Genomic DNA, 16,909 nt, shown 5'->3' with positions numbered 1-16,909 from the left:
TCATCCTATCCCTTAAATTAAAAAATCATAAAATCGTTATTTTCGCTCAATTACACGTAACTTTGCACTGTGTGCACGATGATTTTCTGCTAATTCATCTTCTGCGGGTAAAATTGGCTTACGAGTTACGAGTTTAAAATCTGGTTGCATGTTATCCGGAATAACGGGTAAACCCGCTGGTAAATCGGGTAAACTACTTTTTTCCTTAAACATGGTTTTAACCAGGCGGTCCTCCAAAGACTGAAACGTGATCACACAAATCCTACCCCCAGGATTTAACTGTGTGAGTGCTTGTTCCAGGGATGCTTCCAGCGCCGAAAGTTCATCGTTAACGGCAATCCGAATGGCCTGAAAGACTTTCTTAGCAGGATGGCCGCCGTGACGCCGAGCCGCTGCTGGAATTGCTTCTTTAATCACTTCTACCAGTTCACCAGTTGTCTCGACTGGCTTTTCAGCTCTCACTGTCTCGATCCTTCGAGCAATTGATTTAGCAAACTTTTCTTCACCATAACGGTAGAAGATCCGAACTAAATCCTGATAAGACCATTCATTAACAACTATTTGGGCATTAAGCGGTGCGCTTTGATCCATTCGCATATCAAGCGGTGCATCATAACGGTAACTGAACCCCCGTTCAGCGTCGTCAAACTGAGGTGATGAAACCCCTAAATCATAAAGAATACCATCCACACCATCAACCTGCTGTTCAGCTAGTGATTTCTTTAAGTCCCTAAAGTTCGCATGTATTAGGGTCAACCGGTTGGCTTCAATATCAGTTGCCAACTGTTCGGTATTATAATCAATAGCTGTTTGATCCTGATCAAAGGAATATAAATGACCGGTTGTCAGCTCGGTGAGGATCTTGTGCGTATGACCGCCACCGCCAAGCGTACAGTCAACGTACGTGCCATCTGGCTGAATATTAAGTTCGTGAACAGCTTCATTTAGTAACACTGTTCGATGATGAAACTCTGCCATAGTCTTTTCCCCCACGTTAGACGTCAAAATCAATTAAATTTTCTGCAATATCGTCAAAGTTTTCTTCTGCCTTTTCAGCAAAGGTCTGCCAGCGCTTCTGGCTCCAGATTTCAAAGCGGTCCGAAACGCCCACAATCACACATTGTTTATCTAATTCAGCATGTTCGATCAACGCATGGGGCAGATTTACCCGCCCCTGTTTATCAAATGAACACGTCGTTGCAGCAGAATAGAAGAACCGGACAAACGCCCGCGCATCACGTTTATTTAGCGGCAATGCACTTAAACGTTTTTGCATGATCTCCCACTGAGACATTGGATAACCAAACAGGCAGCCATCCATACCCCGAGTGATCACAAATTCTTCTCCCAGCTGCTCACGGAATTTGGCTGGAATAATTAGTCTCCCCTTAGTATCGATCGAATGCTCAAATTCTCCCATGAACATTCGAGTCGCCTCCTAATATCAGCTAATTTAACTAAAGTTTACCACAGCTCCCCACTTTCTACCACAACTCCCCAAACATTAATTGGAGAATTTTAAAAAAAATCCGCTCAAACATTGTTTGAGCGGGGAAAGGTTTGGATAGGCGATTAGCCTTCATGTGAGACATTATTTAATTAACGTTCTAACTACTGTAAAAAAGTAAGCAAAAATGAGTAAAATATCGCTCACGCGCCGGTAAAACAGCAAAAATTTATTCCACAGCAATTCGCCCTTTGATAACCCCCACCAAAGGGTCAAAACAATTGAGATCACCATCCAGAAAAAGACGACTGCCGCGAACCACGGGTCAATCCAAGAATAGGAAAGTTGCCAGATAAACCACAGGTTAAGCAGTGGTAAACAGTCAATCGGTTGCAGTTTAGGCCGCCGCTCTTTAGGGATGAACCCTCTGATCAGCCTTAAAATGAACAGGACTGCCAGTAGCATAATAATTTGAATGATGATCTGATTCAACGTAGTCCGTCCTTTCACGAAGCCGTCATGGTTCAAATTGCTAACGCACAACCGAAATTTTACCGCATTCGACCCTTCAAAATCAAGAAAGTTTCGCAACTCGATTGCATTTCTTAATTGACCACGTTAAACTATTTGAAGTAAACATAGATGAAAAGTGGTGCAAATATGCAAAAAAAACAAAAATCAACGTTCCAGAAGATCACGATGGTCCTCGTATGGATCATGATCGTTGCAACCTTAGGTTCACTCGTTGCAAGTGCCCTGCAAGCCATTGGTATGTTTGGGTAATTTCTCAGTGGGGACTCATCCCAATTTATACACTAAAAACTCCTGAAGTGTTTAATTCCACTTCAGGAGTTTTTAGTGTCACTTCTCTCAAACATTAAGCATCTGAGTTCTTTTGTTTATAAACTTGCCGGGGTTTACTACCATCTTGTGGTCCGATAAACCCACCTTGTTCTAGATCATCTATTAGTCTAGCGGCACGGTTATAACCAATACGGAAATGCCGTTGTAGCAGTGACGTACTTGCTTTTTGCTGGTCAACAACAAATTGCAGGGCTTCATCGAATAAGTCGTCATCAGAATGGGAAGCCTCCTCAGAGATTTCCTCATCACTCACCATCATATTTTCATCGTATTCGGCCGTCTGCTGATCACGAATGAAATCGGTCACGTGCTGGACGTCCTTATCAGGAATAAAGGCGCCTTGAATTCGAATGGGTGAGTTTTGATCGACAGGCATGTAAAGCATATCGCCTCGTCCCAACAGTTTCTCAGCACCGTTAGCGTCTAAAATAGTCCGGGAATCAACACCGCTAGAAACGGCAAATGCCATTCTTGAAGGCACGTTAGCCTTAATTAAACCGGTAATAACATCTACTGACGGCCGCTGAGTAGCTAGAATCATGTGGATACCAGCTGCCCGGCCCATTTGAGCCAGCCGAATAATAGCGTCTTCCACTTCGTTGGAAACGGTCATCATCAAATCTGCCAATTCATCGACGATAACCACAATATAAGGCAGCGTTGGCAACGGCTTATCCGTGGTCTGGTTCTGCGTTTGAACAAACTGATTATAACCCGAAATTTTACGCTGTCCGACCTTAGCAAACAAGTCGTACCGCTGTTCCATTTCATGAACGACCTTGTGCAGTGCTCTGGCCGCTTTTTTAGGCTCTGAAACAACCGGTGTTAATAAGTGGGGAATCCCATTGTAAACACTCAACTCGACCTTTTTAGGATCGATGAGCATCAGCTTGACCTGACTCGGCTTAGCGTTCATTAATATACTGGTGATAATGCCATTGATGGCAACCGACTTCCCGCTACCCGTAGAACCAGCAATCAATAAATGCGGCATTTTGGTCAGGTCCATGGTAATCACTTTACCTGTAACATCACGTCCCAATGGGACTGCCAACAGGTGGGCCGGCCCATGAGGCACAGCTTCACTCACATCTCGGAACGAAACAGTCGAAATCTCCTTATTAGGGACTTCAATACCAATCAACGATTTCCCTGGAATCGGCGCTTCAATTCGAATTTCCTTTGCAGCCAATGCCAGTGCTAGATCATCCGCTAAATTAACAATTCTTGACACCTTGACGCCAATAGCTGGATGCAATTCATACTCGGTAACTGAAGGGCCCAAGTTAACGTGCTTAATTTCAGCGTCAACCCCAAAACTATCCAACGTTTTTTTGAGGATTTTCGTGTTTTTTTCAATCGTTTTGTAGTCGTCTTGCTGATCCTTTTGTGGAATCGGCGTCAGCAAGTCTGTTCCAGGAAGCCGGTAGTTCGGGTCATCCCCGACTGTTGCAATCATGGTTGGTTCAGACTCTTCAGTCGGCTTTTCATCGGCCGATTTGTCAGGCACATCAGGTTGATCCTTGCGCGTGGCAACACTAATCGGAATAGCATCTGGTTGCTTGTCTTCAGGCTTATCAGTGTTTGAAGGCCGGTCAGCAACGGTTGGCCGAACATCTTTTTCTTCTGCCGAGATTGGTTTGACGGGTTTAGCTTTGGTTGGCCGTTGCACCCGTTGCTGCTTGAACTTTGTGATCCCATCCACAACCCACTGAGTAACCCTTTTAAAGGTATGGACAAGATAACGACAGATCACTTGCACCCACTTTAAAATCTGTGCGCCAGAGACGTTAAAGGCAATCATTAGCCCAATAACAAATAAGACAACAGCAATCACTTTAGCGCCACCAAACGCAACTAAAAAGTGACTAACAGCCAAGAGCACGGCACCAATCGTCCCGCCACCAACTGCTGTACTAACGCTGTTGTTCATGAGATCACTTGTTAGCAGCTGCCAAGTATAACTTAAGAAGCCCGTGTGCTGATCCTCTGACAAAAACAAATCCACATGCAGCCACAGTAGAATTCCCACGTACATCAAAGAAATACTCCACAGCCACCTGCCAGTGATTTTAGGCAGCCGTCCCGTTATCAATAAGGCAAGACCCACTGCAACACCAACCAAACTAATCATTGGATAGGTGTCCCCAACCACAAAGCGAATCAGGTTAGCCATCAAATTACCAATGAAACCCGCCTTAAAAAAAGCCAAAAGGCACAAAGTTAACATGATGAGACCTACTGCATTGGTGGTATAAGAAACGTTATTTTGACGTCCCTTTTTACGCCGTTTAGTCGACTGAGTTGGCCGACGTCGCGTGGTCTTTCGCTTTTGTGCCAAAATGTCCCCTCCTAATTCATTAATTAACTTACTTTAGTTTATCATTTTCATAGCGGTGACTGAGCTCTAATTTAGGAAAGTTTTGCTGACGCAGAATTTCGTAAATCACAATTGCCGCTGAATTAGAAAGATTCAAAGCTCTGATATGCGTATCATCTTGCGGAATTCGAATCGCCTGCTCGCTATGCTGACGCATGAAGGGTTCGGGCAAGCCAGTGGTTTCTTTACCAAACATGAAGTAGTAATCACCATTTTCCACGTCACTATAATCGTGTTGCGTGTAGGCAAACTCGGCAAACTTAGAAACTAAAAATAACCGCTTAACATCCGGAACTGTGGCCATAAACGCCTGCAGATTCTTGTGGTAACGAATATCAACTTTATCCCAGTAATCTAGACCAGCCCGTTTTAAATGGGCGTCATCTACAGAAAAGCCTAACGGTTCGATTAAATCCAAAATAGTGTCAGTCCCTGCACAGGTTCTGGCAATGTTACCAGTATTAGCTGGCATTAACGGTTCAAATAAGACAATATGGTTAGCCATAAATATACTCCTTGTTATTAAATGTTATAAAAGTCACCGCATAAAAAAACGCAACCCCTCGGTGTCAGCACGGCGAGGAACTGCGTTAATGAAGTGCAAATTCGACAGAGGCTGACGATTTCTCGACATCCACTCCCGAACGATTTCTCATCAGTAAATATAACGCGAAATTGTAAAGAATGCAAGGGGATCACCAGATTGGCCTATCCGCGTTCAGCACTAGCATCAACGAAAGCGTTTCCACACTATCCGTAAATTGGTTCTTCCCTTAATTATTATAAATAGGAGCTGACCAACCAGCATTAATTTCAAAAAATTGCTATAATGACTGATGGATTATAAACTGTCTAAAAAGAGGAGACTTATCTTGAAATTTATTGAACCGCTCGTCAATAATTACCTTCAACTGACGGAAGCTATTAGTGACCAAACCACGCGCGTCACCCTTGCCAACCAGGGAACGACACCCAGCAAGGGTACAATCGCCGAAGCCACCCTTTACGCACACGAACATGATTTATCGTTAACGGTTTTAGTTCAGCCACGGCTCGGCAACGCTAGCTATAACGACCCTGAACTGAAAATTATGGAAGCCGATGTTCTAGAAGCCCAGCAGCTCGGAGCAGATGGCGTGATTATCGGTGCACTCACGCAAGACCATAAGTTAGACACCGAAGCGATGGCCAATTTAATCGCCGCTGCTGGTGGCATGTCGGTTACCTTCGCCACTGCTATTGATGAACTCGCTGAAAGCGATCAAACCGATTCACTTAAATGGCTGGCTGACAATGGCGTTGAAAAGGTACTGACCCAGCTTACTGGTACTGATAACACCGCTAAGCTATCAAAGTTAAACAACGCAGCACAGGCTGCCGGACTACAGTTAGTTGTTCTCAGTAAAAATGAGACTGAAAGTTCACGCCTGAATGAACAACTTAGTTTAACCCACTTTCTGCAAGAAATTTAACCCATTATTTGACAGCATTTACGATTGAATGATAGAGAACAACCCCAAAGACTGGTTTCTTAAACGGAAGACCAGTCTTTGGGGTTGTTTTAGTTCAATTTAAAGGTCACTTTCATGTTTAATCAGAGTTGCAAAATCCTCAGGCATTGGTGCAAAACAAGTCACTTGCTGCTGGGTAAACGGATTAAAAAAGCTAACTGACGCACAATGTAGCGCTTGTCGATGAATCCAGGGATTCGTTTGCTGACCATACAGAAAATCGCCCACTAACGGGTGACCAATACTTGCCATATGAACTCTAATCTGATGCGTTCGACCTGTATGCAGCCGGACGCGCAATAAGCTAGCTGCTGGCATCCGTTTCGTTAACCAATACTCAGTTTGAGCTGACCTGCCGTCTGGACGGACCATCCGCTTAATAAATGAACCAGGTTTTCTGCCGATAGGTGCATCAATAACAGCATGCTCGTCGTTCATCACGCCAGAGACCACACAAAAGTAAGTCTTTTTTAAGCTGTGCTGTTTTAACTGAGTATCCAGCACTGTATGGGCAAAGTGGTGTTTAGCAAAAATCACAATTCCACTCGTTTCACGATCAAGCCGCGTGACAATGTGGGTCACCTGACTGGCAGCGTGTGTGCGTATCAGATACCCTTTGACACGGTTGACCATCGAATCATCCGCATATATATGGGAAGGTACGGAAGCAACTTCGGCCGGCTTATTGACAACTAAAAAATGATCATCTTCGTACAAAATATCAAGTGGTGTATTCGATACCTGTAAATGATCACTAGGAATCTCAGGTGGCAAAGTCACTGCCAGTTGCTGTCCCGCATGCATTTTATAGGTTACTCGAACGGGAACACCATCAACGCAGATCTCACCACCAGAAAACTTAATTTGCTTCAGTAGTGTCCGGCTGATGCCCTGTTGACGCATAAACGTACGGACATAAATGGGCGAATCACCAGAGTAAAGCCAATCAAATTTGATCAATCGGTTTCACCCCAATGAATGACTCGGAAACGCGTTTCCAAAACTGTGTGTGCCGATACTGTGCAAAAGCAATGCGGCGGTTTGAAATACGGTATGTCACCGACTTAATTTGGCGGTTCTCAACCATTTTTTGATCACAGGTCATTAAATTTTCATCTAATTGGACTGGCTCCACACGAACCCATTCATGTGGCGAGATGATCACCGGGGATCCTAACGTTCTAAAAACTCGGTTATTAATTGATGCAATCTCAGACACTTGAACCACGTTTAGTTCGGAACTGATCACGGCCCCACCCGTAGATTTATTATAAGCGGTAGAACCTGTTGGGGTTGAAACACAGAGCCCATCACCGCGAAAGAGTTCGAACAATTGGTCTTTAATATAGACATTGGCCAACATCGTCCCAGTCACCTTTTTAATGGTGGATTCATTCAGTGCCAACATCGTCTGTTGATCACCGTTACTATATTCGATTGAAATATCCAGCAATGGATAACTCACACTTTGCCCGTTATCATGAGCAAGGCTATCAATTAATTCGTCTACTTCGTAATCCCGCCAGTCCGTGTAAAAACCTAAATGGCCAGTATGAATACCGACAAACCGAACACTATCGAGCTGGTCTTCATAATGGTGGAAAGCCGATAACAACGTCCCATCACCGCCAACGGTGATCACAATATCAGGATGATCATTATCTAAAGTTAAATGTTCATCCAGTATTTTAGATTTCAACGCGTTTGAAACTCGTGTTGAAGCTGTGCCTTTATTACTAAAAATTCCGATTTTCATCACTGATCATCCTTCTTACTAGGTGGCTGCGGATCAACACCCTTGCCATACGAAAATAAGTGCTGTGCTTCTTGAATTTCTTCTCTAATTTCAGACATTTCAGTATCCAGTTTAAAGGCGGCTTCTGCTGCTCGCTGCAACCTTGCACTCAGCTCCTCAGGAAATTCGCCCTGATATTTGTAGTTTAAAGAATGCTCGATTGTTGCCCAAAAATTCATCGCCAGTGTTCGAATTTGAACTTCAGCCAAAATTTTCTTTTCACCGGTGATCATTTGAACCGGATACTCGATGACAATGTGATATGAACGGTAACCACTAGGCTTTTCGTTATGAATATAATCGCGCTCTTCAAGAATGGTCATGTCAGATCGTTTCCTTAAAATATCAACGACTTGATAAATATCTTCAACAAACTGGCACATGATCCTAAGTCCAGCGATATCTTGCATATCCTGTTCCAGCCGTTCCTCTGAGACGTGCCGCCGATTCATCTTTTCTTTGATACTATCTACCGGTTTCACCCTACCAGTCACAAATTCAATGGGTGAACGTTGATTTTTGTTTTGAAATTGCTTACGCATTCCCCGTAATTTTACTTTTAATTCGTCTACTGCTTGGTTATAAGGCAGTAAAAAATGATTCCAATTTTCAATCAAGCTGTCCACCTCGATATGATTTCAATTGATTGTGGTTTGTTTTACAAACAGCTTTCATTTTAGCATATTTTCCCCTAAGTTGGGCTGCTTGACGTGATAAGAATCTGTCAACTTAATTGACAATCAAAAGGAGCTTAAATTTATTTGTACAACTGCGGAAAACGGTATTACCTATTCTCACGGTCTTTGGAACCGTTTTAATCGCTCTAAACAGTGTCAGCATAGCCTAAATCCTTGCATTTCGCTCAAAATGCTTTATGATTATTTTTGAACTGAAGGTCGTTTACTTGTTAACGGCTAATTAATGGAGGAAATTACTTTGCTAGAAGTATATCTATTTATCAACCCATTAGGCAGTCGCTGTATGAAGTCGGAAAAGTGTATTTTACATCTCGCTGATCAAATCTTTGGCGATATTTCTTACCAGTTTATTCCGTTACTTAATCCGCAAATGATTGATCAGCATCTAAAAGCGACCAATCAAGACTGTCATAATCTAAACTTACGTAATCAACAATTTAATTTGCACTACCGCATCATTCTGGACTACAAGGCTGCCCTTTTTCAGGGAAAGAAGAAGGGCCGGCTATTTTTGCTCACGTTGCAAAATCAATTGGTTGAGCAGGGACAGCCGTACTCCGAAAACTTGGTCATGGAAGTCGCCAAGCATGTTCACCTTGACCTTTCAATGTTTACTGAAGATCGGCAGTCCGAGCTGGCGCGTCGTGCTTTTCAAGCTGACCAGCGTCTAGCCTCAGAAATGAATGTTGCCGATCCGTCGACAGCTATTCTGTATAATGCCGACGTTTCTGACTGTGGCCTAATGTTACCCGATGTCACTTATCAAGCACTGTACGAAATCTGTGAAAATAACGGTCTGCTTGCTAAAAAAGCACTCGAACACCAAAAGAAGAAGACACCCAACTTACATATTCTTTAGTGACGTGTGAGTTTATCTCAGTCGATTTTAGAAGTCAATATCAAGAATGCCTATTCCAGCTTCGTTGGAATAGGCATTCTTTGTGTTAACTGAGCATTTTTTGTTCATTAAAAATTACATTGTTTTGGCTAATGCTTCAAATTGATTCAAACGTTTCTCAAATTCGGCAAACGCCTGGTCAAGGTAGCCAGTCTGTGTCATATCAACACCGGCTTGTTGCATAACATTGATTGGATAATCAGAGCTACCAGCCTTCAAATAGTTCAGATAAGCGTCTCGTTTAGCCGTATCGCCGCTGGTAACACGCTGAGCTAAGGTATTGGCCGCGGCAAACCCAGTCGCATACTGATAAACATAATAGTTATAGTAGAAATGCGGGATGCGAGACCATTCATCCGCAATTTCCGGATCTGAAATAACGGCTTTACCATAATACTTCTGGTTTAATGCCAAATAATATTGGCTTAAAAATTCGGCGGTTAATGGCTGCCCAGCAGCATCCTGTTCGTGAATATAATGTTCGAACTCAGCAAACTGGGTCTGACGAAATACCGTCCCCTTAAACCCATCTAGATAATGATTGAGTACAAAGGCCTGCACCTGTTTATCCGGATATTTTTTCAACAGATAATCGGTTAACAAGGTTTCGTTGGTTGTCGAAGCAATTTCAGCCACAAAAATCGAATAGTCGCCGTACTGGTAAGGCTGATTATGTGTCGTGTAATAACTGTGCATGCTGTGACCCATTTCGTGCACCAAGGTAAACAGGCTTTCCAGATTATCCTGCCAATTCAGTAAGATATATGGTGCCGTATCATACATACCAGAGGAGTATGCGCCGGAACGCTTACCCTTATTTTCCACAACGTCGATCCAACGTGAATCAAAAGCTTCTTGAACGTGGCTTAAATAATCTGGCCCCAGCACTGCCAACGCTTTGAGGGCCTCGGCTTTAGCCTCTTCAAAGGTATACGATAATTGGGGTTCACCCGTGATTGGCGTATACAGATCGTACATGTGCAAATCAGACAGGTTTAAAATTTGCTTTCTCAGTGCAACGTAGCGATGCAGTAATGGCAAATGGTCATTAACACTCGTCACGAGTGAATCAAACACGCTTTCCGGAATATGATTGGCACTCATCGCCGCTTGGCGTGCATCCCTATAATGATGTACTGAAGCTTCAAAATTATGGGTTTTAACGTTACCTGAAAGGGTTGCAGCCAACGTATGTCTAAATTGATGATAAACCGCGTAGAGCTGTTTAAACGCCATTTTGCGGACTTCGGGCTTTGTAGATTGAATCAACTGATCATAAACCCCCTGCGAGAGCTGCACGGTACCGCCATCATCGTCTTCCACAACTGGGAATTCCAAATCAGCGTCATTTAACACGCCAAAGGTATTGCTGGAGGCACTTAATGCATCTCCCGCCTGAGCTAACAGCTTTTCGGCAGCTGGCGTCAAAACGTGTTCTCGATTATCCGTAATGGTTCGCAAATAGTGCTCATAGGGTTTTAAGGTCGTTTCAGTTTTGAGCCATTGATCCAGGGTGGCTGGGTCAACGGCTAATAACTCTGGTTCAAACCAGGCAATGTGACTTTCTAACTTAGTCAGCAAACTTTGCGTTCGACCACTCAAAGCTTGGTTATCAGCGTCAGAAGTATCTTGATCATGCTTCAACGAAGCATACACGTATAATTTTTCTGCCGGGCGAATGGTGTTCATGATAGCTTCAATAACTTTTACTAACTCTTTTGCACCATGTGATAACGTCCCTTCTAATTGCGGTAACGCATTGATTTGTTTCGTAACTTCATCAAAATCTTGATTAAAGGCCTGACCATCTTGATAAATGGGTGTTAAATCCCAGGTTAGCTTTGGATTCACTTGGTCTCGGGTTGGTAATTGCTTGATATCTGCCAACGACAGCACTTCCTTTTCATCGAAATTTGTTACTGTCCATAGCTTACCACATGACTAGTGCGGTATCGCAACCAATTGCCACGACTTTTTACTCAATACTTTTAAACAGCCATGCTGTACAAGCAGCCTGACGTATTGCATTAACTGCCGCCCCCAGCTATCCACTAATTGCTGGGTCGTACATTGAATCAGCTGTGCACCCTCAAAATAAATGCTGATTTTGGCTGCCCATTTTTCTAAGTCCAGTTGCTTAATCAATGATCCTACGGGCTTTTCAGCTAAGCTGACAGTCATCAGTGCAGCCCAAATGATGGGGGATTCACAAATTAAAGGTTCAGCATCCTTAAATTGGTAGCAAATTGCCGGAATATCCTGCAACAAACCGTGGTGTTCATAACAAAATTGCTGCAATTTTAACCATTTGGGGATTCGGTAATACAAACCGTACTGAATTTGCCGTTGAATGTGTTTCTCAATTGCTTTCACCGACATCTGATTTTGCTGATTGTACTGATTGCCATTACTCGTCTTGGCCCAGCCGCGAAAGTTTCCTACCCCATCAAGACTTAGGTGATGCCAAATAATCAAACATTGCTGACGCGTTTGCCAAAAAATCAGATACCAGCCGAGTCGCTCCGAATACTGGAGCCATTTTTCTGCATGGCGAACTGAAACCATTTTTTGCAGGTAGTTTTCTCCCAGAATCCACAAAACACTTAGGCCATAACTGCTATATCCCTGATTTCGCTGTTGTAAGCGACTGATAGGAATTGATGAACATTGGTATTCGACTGCTAGCTGGCGGTCATTTCGTTTTAATAATAAATCCGGCCGTTGTGCCAGCGTTTGAATATAAGGCTCTAATTCAACATTGCTGACGCCAAAATATTCGGCTAATTGCCATTTTCCCACTAAGTGTGCTTGACTCTCAGATTCACTGAACGGCCGGCAGGTAGAATGGGCGCGGTGAGCAAAATGGGCAATCATCCGTGTTCCACGTTTTAAAATGACTTGTTCTCGACAACTAGGACAAAAATAGCTTTGTTGCCGTTGCGCCTCACTAGCTTTAATGCGACTATCCTGTTCAGTTTGTGCTGTTAACATCTAACCCCCACTCTCCTGGTGCTTTAAAGTTAACTACGTCAAGCAAGGACAAAATTTCCTGTATAAAATAAAAAAGTGTCAAACCTATTTCTAGGCTTAACACTTTAAATAGAACTGCTGACTACTTTTCTGTAAAGTAACGGCGGGTTAGTTGCAGCGCGCTTTGCGCCATAATCTTCTTTCCATGTTCATCAAGAACATCGGCGGTAATCTTCGTTTTCTCCGCATACTCATAGGCAACAGCCAATTCATCTTTAACGCTTTCTGGTGAGGTTTCATTAACCCGAAAAACCAATTCCAAATAATAGTCATTCTTATAGTGATACAAATTAGAAGTTGCGTCTGAAAACTTCAAAGCCTCAGCAATTGAAATCATATCATCAAAACTGTGGAGGCGTAACACTGTTGTATGGAGTGGTGATGTTTTGGTAACGGGAGACGTTTTACCATCAGACTTAGCAGTTGATTTATCCTGATTGGTATCACCATCAGTTTGCATCAGCTGTTTTTTCAAGAAGTCAGGTACTTCATCTTCGTTAACCATTTCAACATTTTGACCATCAGATTCATCTTCAGTTTCAGTGGCATCATCATCCGCGCCACCTTTGCTGATAAACAGCTCAAGCCCATTACGATTAGGAAGGACTTGAAAGGTAACAGCATCGGTTTCTTGGAATTGATGATCGACGTCAACTTCCTCCAAGATACTGTAAAAGAAGCTTTCAATTTGCTTGTGGTTACCAAGCAGATCAAGGACGGTAATTCCCCGTTGGGTTAAATCATCGTTTCCAATCAAGACGCGAATCGTGTTCTCATTAATTCTTTCCATTTCCATGACCCAACACCTCTTTCTGCCCGCACCAAGATTTACCTATCTCCATACTAAAGAATTTTTAGCGTTTGTAAAGTATCTGGCTTAATCTTTTTAGTTATTATAACTCTAATAAGACCCTAAAAGAAGAAAACCGTTCAAATGAATAATGGTTTCCTTCAAGGTTGAATTAACCTGCATCCGCCGCCTTGATTGCCTCTTCGAGCTCAAGGACACGGATATGACGCGGTAAAAAGCGTCTAATCTCATCATCATTGAAACCGACCTGCAGGCGCTTTTCATCAAACAAAATTGGCCGCCTTAATAAGCCTGGATGCTTAGTGATCAAGTCGATCAATTCGCTCACTGGAAGAGAGTCTATTTCAACGGTCAAACGTTGATAATCCTTTGATCGCTTTGAAATAATATCTTCTGTCCCATTCTCAGTCAGCTGTAAAATCAGTTTGAGTTGTTTGACACTCGGCGCCTGAACAAAAATATTTTGCTCAATGAAATCAACCTCGTGTGTCTTAAGCCATTTTTTGGCTTTTCGGCATGATGTACAACTAGGAGAAGTAAATAAAGTGACTGTCATAGGAATTGCCTCCAAACTTATGAGAACTAGGGGGTAACTGCCATTAATTTATTTGTTAACTTAACTATAACAAACTCCCTGTTCACTGAGAATGAAATTCACTAAAACGTCACGAACATCTCAGTCAAACGTCACAATTTAACGTTGAATGTCTTTCTTAAGGCAGCTAATTCAACTGGCACCTGCCCCGCTTGCGCTTGCGCTTCCTGCTTTAAAGTCGTCAGATCGCCTTCCTGCGGCAAATGAGTCAGCATCAGCTGATGAACTTGGGCATCCGCTGCTAATTTGCCAGATTCGCCCGCTGTCATATGCCATTTTGTCCCTGTTTTATCATCAAAAAAGTTAGTGTCTGTCATCAATAGATTCGCGTGCTTCACAAATGGCACTAGCTCTGGAATATAGGCCGTATCAGCTGTAAAGGCAAGCGTCTCGCCTGTGGGATTCTCCACAATTCGCATTCCGAAAGCTGGTACGGGATGTTTCATTGGTAGGAAGCTGATTGTCAACGGCCCAATGTTCAAAACGTCAGCCGGAGCGTACCCCTTTCCTTCAGAAGCGTGCGGCCAGGTTAAACTGCCAAACATCAACGGATCAGCTGTTGGCCCGTAAATCGGCAATGTCTGTTGGTTTGGCCGCTCATTATGTAACTGCCAGTAATACTGCAGAACGCCGACATCAGCGACGTGATCATGATGATAGTGAGAAAGAATCACAGCGTCAAGTTGTAAAGGATCCAACACCTTCTCTAAACTTAATAATGCACCGCTGCCGCAATCCATTAGTAAATGAAACCCATTTGATTCAATTAAATAACTGCTCGTTCCGATACCGTTTGCGGGATATCCACCGTAGTAACCTAAAACTGTTACTTTCATGCTAAACTTCCTTTCAGTTTCTAATTAATCCAGTTAAACAGTCTTCTTAAAACGCCTTAAATTACCATTTTAACTTGGTAAATTGTATAATAATGATGATAAGTCAGGAGGAATGAACTATGATTACTCGAATTAGCATTACCTATGGCACAAAGCAAATTTTGTCAAAGCTGCAAGCACGCTATCCCGACCGTAAACTACTTCTGCTGGATTCATCCAATTCTGGCGAAAAGCTTGCTCTACTAGATGTTTCTGGACAAGAATCAGTCTTTAGTTCACCCATTCATTATGACATCAAACTCCATCGTGGGACAACCGATTGGCAGGGATTTATCAACTTTATCTACCTTGATAATCTATCTCCTGACGATCAGAAGGTTTTTAATTCAAAAGCTAACCATTTTGTCACGACTGACCCAATGCCGACAGGAATGCGGTCGATCTACTTTATGAAAGATGAAAAAAACCGTTCTAACAACATTATCCTGTCGACTTGGGAACAGGCCGACGACTTCTCTGTTTGGAAACGAGACAGCTCATTTCAACCTTTCAACTATTTTCTTTCTGCTCAAAACAACTATCATGAAGCCAGTTACCATTTCTTTAAACCAGAGGAAAAGTAAATTGTATTCGACAAAATAATCCGTATGGTGAAGGCCATATGGATTATTTTCTTTTAATTAACCTGGGAGAGAATTGAATTGCAAAATCAAGCGATTAAAAAATTATCACCATTTAAGAAACCCACTCAGCAACAAGCTGAAATAATCAATGAAGCCATGACGTTTATTCAAGCCCATATCCATGATGCCAAGCCAGCTATATTTGTGATTACAGGAGATGCAGGTACTGGTAAGAGCGTCGTTTTAAGCCAACTGTTCTACAAACTTCAACAGGCATCCCGTAAAGAAACCGGACCGCTAGCTAACACCCAAAACTATTTTATGGTGAATCATCCAGAATTACTAAAAGTTTACCGCAACATTGCTGGTGAGTTACCTGGTCTGCTAAAAAAGAACTTTCAACGGCCCACTTCCTTGATTAACCGCATGACTAAAAATCAGGCCCATTTTGACGTCGGTGTGATTGATGAATCACACCTGTTACTGTCGCAACCGGATCACTACAATAATTTCTACGGCCACAATCAATTAATCTCATTATTGAAACTATGTCATGTGTTAGTGATCGTATTTGATGCACATCAGGTTTTGAGACTTAAAACTTATTGGAATCAGGAACGGCTTAGAACCCTACTGGCCCCATATCCTCAAAAATGGTTACACTTAGATCAGCAATTTCGAATGCAGGCTGATAACAGCTTGATTAATTGGATTGATCATTTTACGACTGATAGGAAACTGCTGCCCCTACAAACAAGTTTTCGTCTTCATTATGATTTCCGGGTCTTTTCAGACGCAGAAGCAATGCGACGAGCAATTGTTAATCAGAATAATCGAGTGGGTCTTTCTAGAATTGTTTCAACGACCGGCTACCCGTCCACACTTGATGGCGGTCAACATTTTATCACTGAGGGTCATTTTCACCTTCCCTGGGATCAATACAATTATACGGCTCCCCCTTGGGCGGAAATTCCTAAAACAATCAATGAAGTAGGTTCAATTTACACCTGCCAAGGATTCGACTTAAACTACGTTGGCTTGATTCTTGGCCCACCAGTGAAGCTCTCAGCGGACAAGCAAAAGATTGACATTGATTCAACCAAGCTCACTGACGGTGAATCATTCAAGCACCGAGCTGACATGGCTGATCCGAAAGAAATCGAGATGGCTAAGGTTCAATTGACTCTCAATGCAATTAACGTTCTAATGAAACGCGGTGTTAAGGGCCTATATCTTTTCGCTCATGACCCGGCACTTCGCGAACGACTCTGTTCTGAATATCACACCATTTAATCTATTTAAAATGGCTCTTTGACAACTGTTGTTGGTAAATTTCTTAAATTAGTTCTAATCACTATTTTGTGATTAGGACTTTTTTAGTTTTGATGTGCAAGGTATAAAGTACTCTTACTCTAAATTTT

At 42.7% G+C, this 16,909-nt stretch carries 18 protein-coding genes; 5 read left to right on the top strand and 13 right to left on the bottom strand.

From position 1 onward, the window contains the following. Positions 1-36: 36 nt before the first annotated feature. From rsmH to IWT5_RS06545, 3 genes are all read right to left on the bottom strand, one after another. The gene (gene rsmH, locus IWT5_RS06555) at positions 37-978 is read right to left on the bottom strand and encodes a 16S rRNA (cytosine(1402)-N(4))-methyltransferase RsmH (RefSeq protein ID WP_089109154.1); all 942 of its coding nucleotides are present in this window, start codon (positions 976-978) and stop codon (positions 37-39) included. Between the two features lie 16 nt (positions 979-994). Beyond that, complete coding sequence (gene mraZ / locus IWT5_RS06550) at positions 995-1,426, bottom strand: division/cell wall cluster transcriptional repressor MraZ (RefSeq protein WP_089109153.1); 432 nt, start codon at positions 1,424-1,426, stop codon at positions 995-997. A gap of 165 nt (positions 1,427-1,591) precedes the next feature. Further along, positions 1,592-1,939 carry a DUF3397 family protein gene (locus tag IWT5_RS06545; protein WP_089109152.1) on the bottom strand — a complete coding sequence of 116 codons (348 nt, stop codon included), beginning with the start codon at positions 1,937-1,939 and terminating at the stop codon, positions 1,592-1,594. 168 nt (positions 1,940-2,107) lie between these two features. Here IWT5_RS06545 and IWT5_RS06540 point away from each other — a divergent pair, with 168 nt between their 5' ends. After that, positions 2,108-2,230: a DUF4044 domain-containing protein gene (locus tag IWT5_RS06540; protein ID WP_089109362.1), complete on the top strand. Its 123-nt coding sequence runs from the start codon at positions 2,108-2,110 to the stop codon at positions 2,228-2,230. Positions 2,231-2,324: 94 nt separating this feature from the next. Here IWT5_RS06540 and IWT5_RS06535 read toward each other — a convergent pair whose 3' ends face one another. After that, positions 2,325-4,652: an FtsK/SpoIIIE family DNA translocase gene (locus IWT5_RS06535; RefSeq protein ID WP_089109151.1), complete on the bottom strand. Its 2,328-nt coding sequence runs from the start codon at positions 4,650-4,652 to the stop codon at positions 2,325-2,327. A 28-nt stretch (positions 4,653-4,680) separates the two neighbouring features. Next, positions 4,681-5,196 (bottom strand): tRNA (cytidine(34)-2'-O)-methyltransferase, encoded by a 516-nt coding sequence (locus IWT5_RS06530; protein WP_089109150.1) that lies wholly within the window; start codon positions 5,194-5,196, stop codon positions 4,681-4,683. A 367-nt stretch (positions 5,197-5,563) separates the two neighbouring features. On the opposite strand from IWT5_RS06530, the gene IWT5_RS06525 reads away from it, so the two are divergent. Continuing rightward, positions 5,564-6,163, top strand: a complete 600-nt coding sequence (locus tag IWT5_RS06525) for a copper homeostasis protein CutC (RefSeq protein ID WP_159459302.1) — start codon at positions 5,564-5,566, stop codon at positions 6,161-6,163. A gap of 99 nt (positions 6,164-6,262) precedes the next feature. Here IWT5_RS06525 and IWT5_RS06520 read toward each other — a convergent pair whose 3' ends face one another. Genes IWT5_RS06520 through yjbM form a run of 3 tightly spaced genes read right to left on the bottom strand, consistent with a single transcriptional unit; the run spans position 6,263 to position 8,614 of the window. Then, positions 6,263-7,162 carry an RluA family pseudouridine synthase gene (locus IWT5_RS06520; protein ID WP_439959086.1) on the bottom strand — a complete coding sequence of 300 codons (900 nt, stop codon included), beginning with the start codon at positions 7,160-7,162 and terminating at the stop codon, positions 6,263-6,265. Continuing rightward, positions 7,149-7,958 (bottom strand): NAD kinase, encoded by an 810-nt coding sequence (locus IWT5_RS06515; protein ID WP_089109148.1) that lies wholly within the window; start codon positions 7,956-7,958, stop codon positions 7,149-7,151. Before IWT5_RS06515 ends, IWT5_RS06520 begins: the two co-directional genes overlap by 14 nt. Further along, complete coding sequence (gene yjbM, locus IWT5_RS06510) at positions 7,958-8,614, bottom strand: GTP diphosphokinase (protein ID WP_191981295.1); 657 nt, start codon at positions 8,612-8,614, stop codon at positions 7,958-7,960. Before yjbM ends, IWT5_RS06515 begins: the two co-directional genes overlap by 1 nt. A 319-nt stretch (positions 8,615-8,933) precedes the next feature. Between yjbM and IWT5_RS06505 the strand changes: the two genes are divergently transcribed. Beyond that, positions 8,934-9,554 carry a DsbA family protein gene (locus tag IWT5_RS06505; RefSeq protein ID WP_159459301.1) on the top strand — a complete coding sequence of 207 codons (621 nt, stop codon included), beginning with the start codon at positions 8,934-8,936 and terminating at the stop codon, positions 9,552-9,554. A 114-nt stretch (positions 9,555-9,668) separates the two neighbouring features. Here the strand turns inward: IWT5_RS06505 and pepF are convergent, their stop codons facing one another. The 5 genes from pepF to IWT5_RS06480 form a co-directional block, all read right to left on the bottom strand. Next, complete coding sequence (gene pepF, locus IWT5_RS06500) at positions 9,669-11,480, bottom strand: oligoendopeptidase F (protein ID WP_089109146.1); 1,812 nt, start codon at positions 11,478-11,480, stop codon at positions 9,669-9,671. Positions 11,481-11,534: 54 nt separating this feature from the next. Beyond that, a complete protein-coding gene (locus IWT5_RS06495; protein ID WP_089109145.1) occupies positions 11,535-12,584 on the bottom strand; it encodes a competence protein CoiA in 1,050 nt (349 codons plus the stop codon). A gap of 121 nt (positions 12,585-12,705) precedes the next feature. Next, entirely contained in the window at positions 12,706-13,419 is a 714-nt protein-coding gene (locus IWT5_RS06490) for an adaptor protein MecA (protein ID WP_089109144.1), read from the bottom strand. A 166-nt stretch (positions 13,420-13,585) separates the two neighbouring features. Continuing rightward, on the bottom strand, positions 13,586-13,990 hold the full coding sequence (gene spx, locus IWT5_RS06485; RefSeq protein WP_089109143.1) for a transcriptional regulator Spx: 405 nt from the start codon (positions 13,988-13,990) through the stop codon (positions 13,586-13,588). A 131-nt stretch (positions 13,991-14,121) separates the two neighbouring features. Further along, positions 14,122-14,865: an MBL fold metallo-hydrolase gene (locus IWT5_RS06480; RefSeq protein WP_089109142.1), complete on the bottom strand. Its 744-nt coding sequence runs from the start codon at positions 14,863-14,865 to the stop codon at positions 14,122-14,124. 119 nt (positions 14,866-14,984) lie between these two features. On the opposite strand from IWT5_RS06480, the gene IWT5_RS06475 reads away from it, so the two are divergent. Next, a complete protein-coding gene (locus IWT5_RS06475; RefSeq protein ID WP_089109141.1) occupies positions 14,985-15,488 on the top strand; it encodes a monooxygenase in 504 nt (167 codons plus the stop codon). Between the two features lie 78 nt (positions 15,489-15,566). Next, positions 15,567-16,781 carry a DUF2075 domain-containing protein gene (locus IWT5_RS06470; RefSeq protein WP_089109140.1) on the top strand — a complete coding sequence of 405 codons (1,215 nt, stop codon included), beginning with the start codon at positions 15,567-15,569 and terminating at the stop codon, positions 16,779-16,781. Positions 16,782-16,909 lie beyond the last annotated feature (128 nt).

Source organism: Secundilactobacillus mixtipabuli, assembly GCF_002217925.1.
Lineage (GTDB): Bacteria > Bacillota > Bacilli > Lactobacillales > Lactobacillaceae > Secundilactobacillus > Secundilactobacillus mixtipabuli.
This window is presented reverse-complemented; position numbering and strand designations above follow the sequence as displayed.

Excerpts from the sequence above, each read along its gene's own strand:
- IWT5_RS06540 (WP_089109362.1), top strand. The coding sequence starts at position 2,108 with ATGCAAAAAAAACAAAAATCAACGTTCCAGAAGATCACGATGGTCCTC.
- rsmH (WP_089109154.1), bottom strand. The coding sequence starts at position 978 with ATGGCAGAGTTTCATCATCGAACAGTGTTACTAAATGAAGCTGTTCAC.
- IWT5_RS06475 (WP_089109141.1), top strand. The coding sequence starts at position 14,985 with ATGATTACTCGAATTAGCATTACCTATGGCACAAAGCAAATTTTGTCA.
- IWT5_RS06495 (WP_089109145.1), bottom strand. The coding sequence starts at position 12,584 with ATGTTAACAGCACAAACTGAACAGGATAGTCGCATTAAAGCTAGTGAG.
- mraZ (WP_089109153.1), bottom strand. The coding sequence starts at position 1,426 with ATGTTCATGGGAGAATTTGAGCATTCGATCGATACTAAGGGGAGACTA.
- IWT5_RS06480 (WP_089109142.1), bottom strand. The coding sequence starts at position 14,865 with ATGAAAGTAACAGTTTTAGGTTACTACGGTGGATATCCCGCAAACGGT.
- IWT5_RS06490 (WP_089109144.1), bottom strand. The coding sequence starts at position 13,419 with ATGGAAATGGAAAGAATTAATGAGAACACGATTCGCGTCTTGATTGGA.
- IWT5_RS06515 (WP_089109148.1), bottom strand. The coding sequence starts at position 7,958 with ATGAAAATCGGAATTTTTAGTAATAAAGGCACAGCTTCAACACGAGTT.
- IWT5_RS06530 (WP_089109150.1), bottom strand. The coding sequence starts at position 5,196 with ATGGCTAACCATATTGTCTTATTTGAACCGTTAATGCCAGCTAATACT.
- spx (WP_089109143.1), bottom strand. The coding sequence starts at position 13,990 with ATGACAGTCACTTTATTTACTTCTCCTAGTTGTACATCATGCCGAAAA.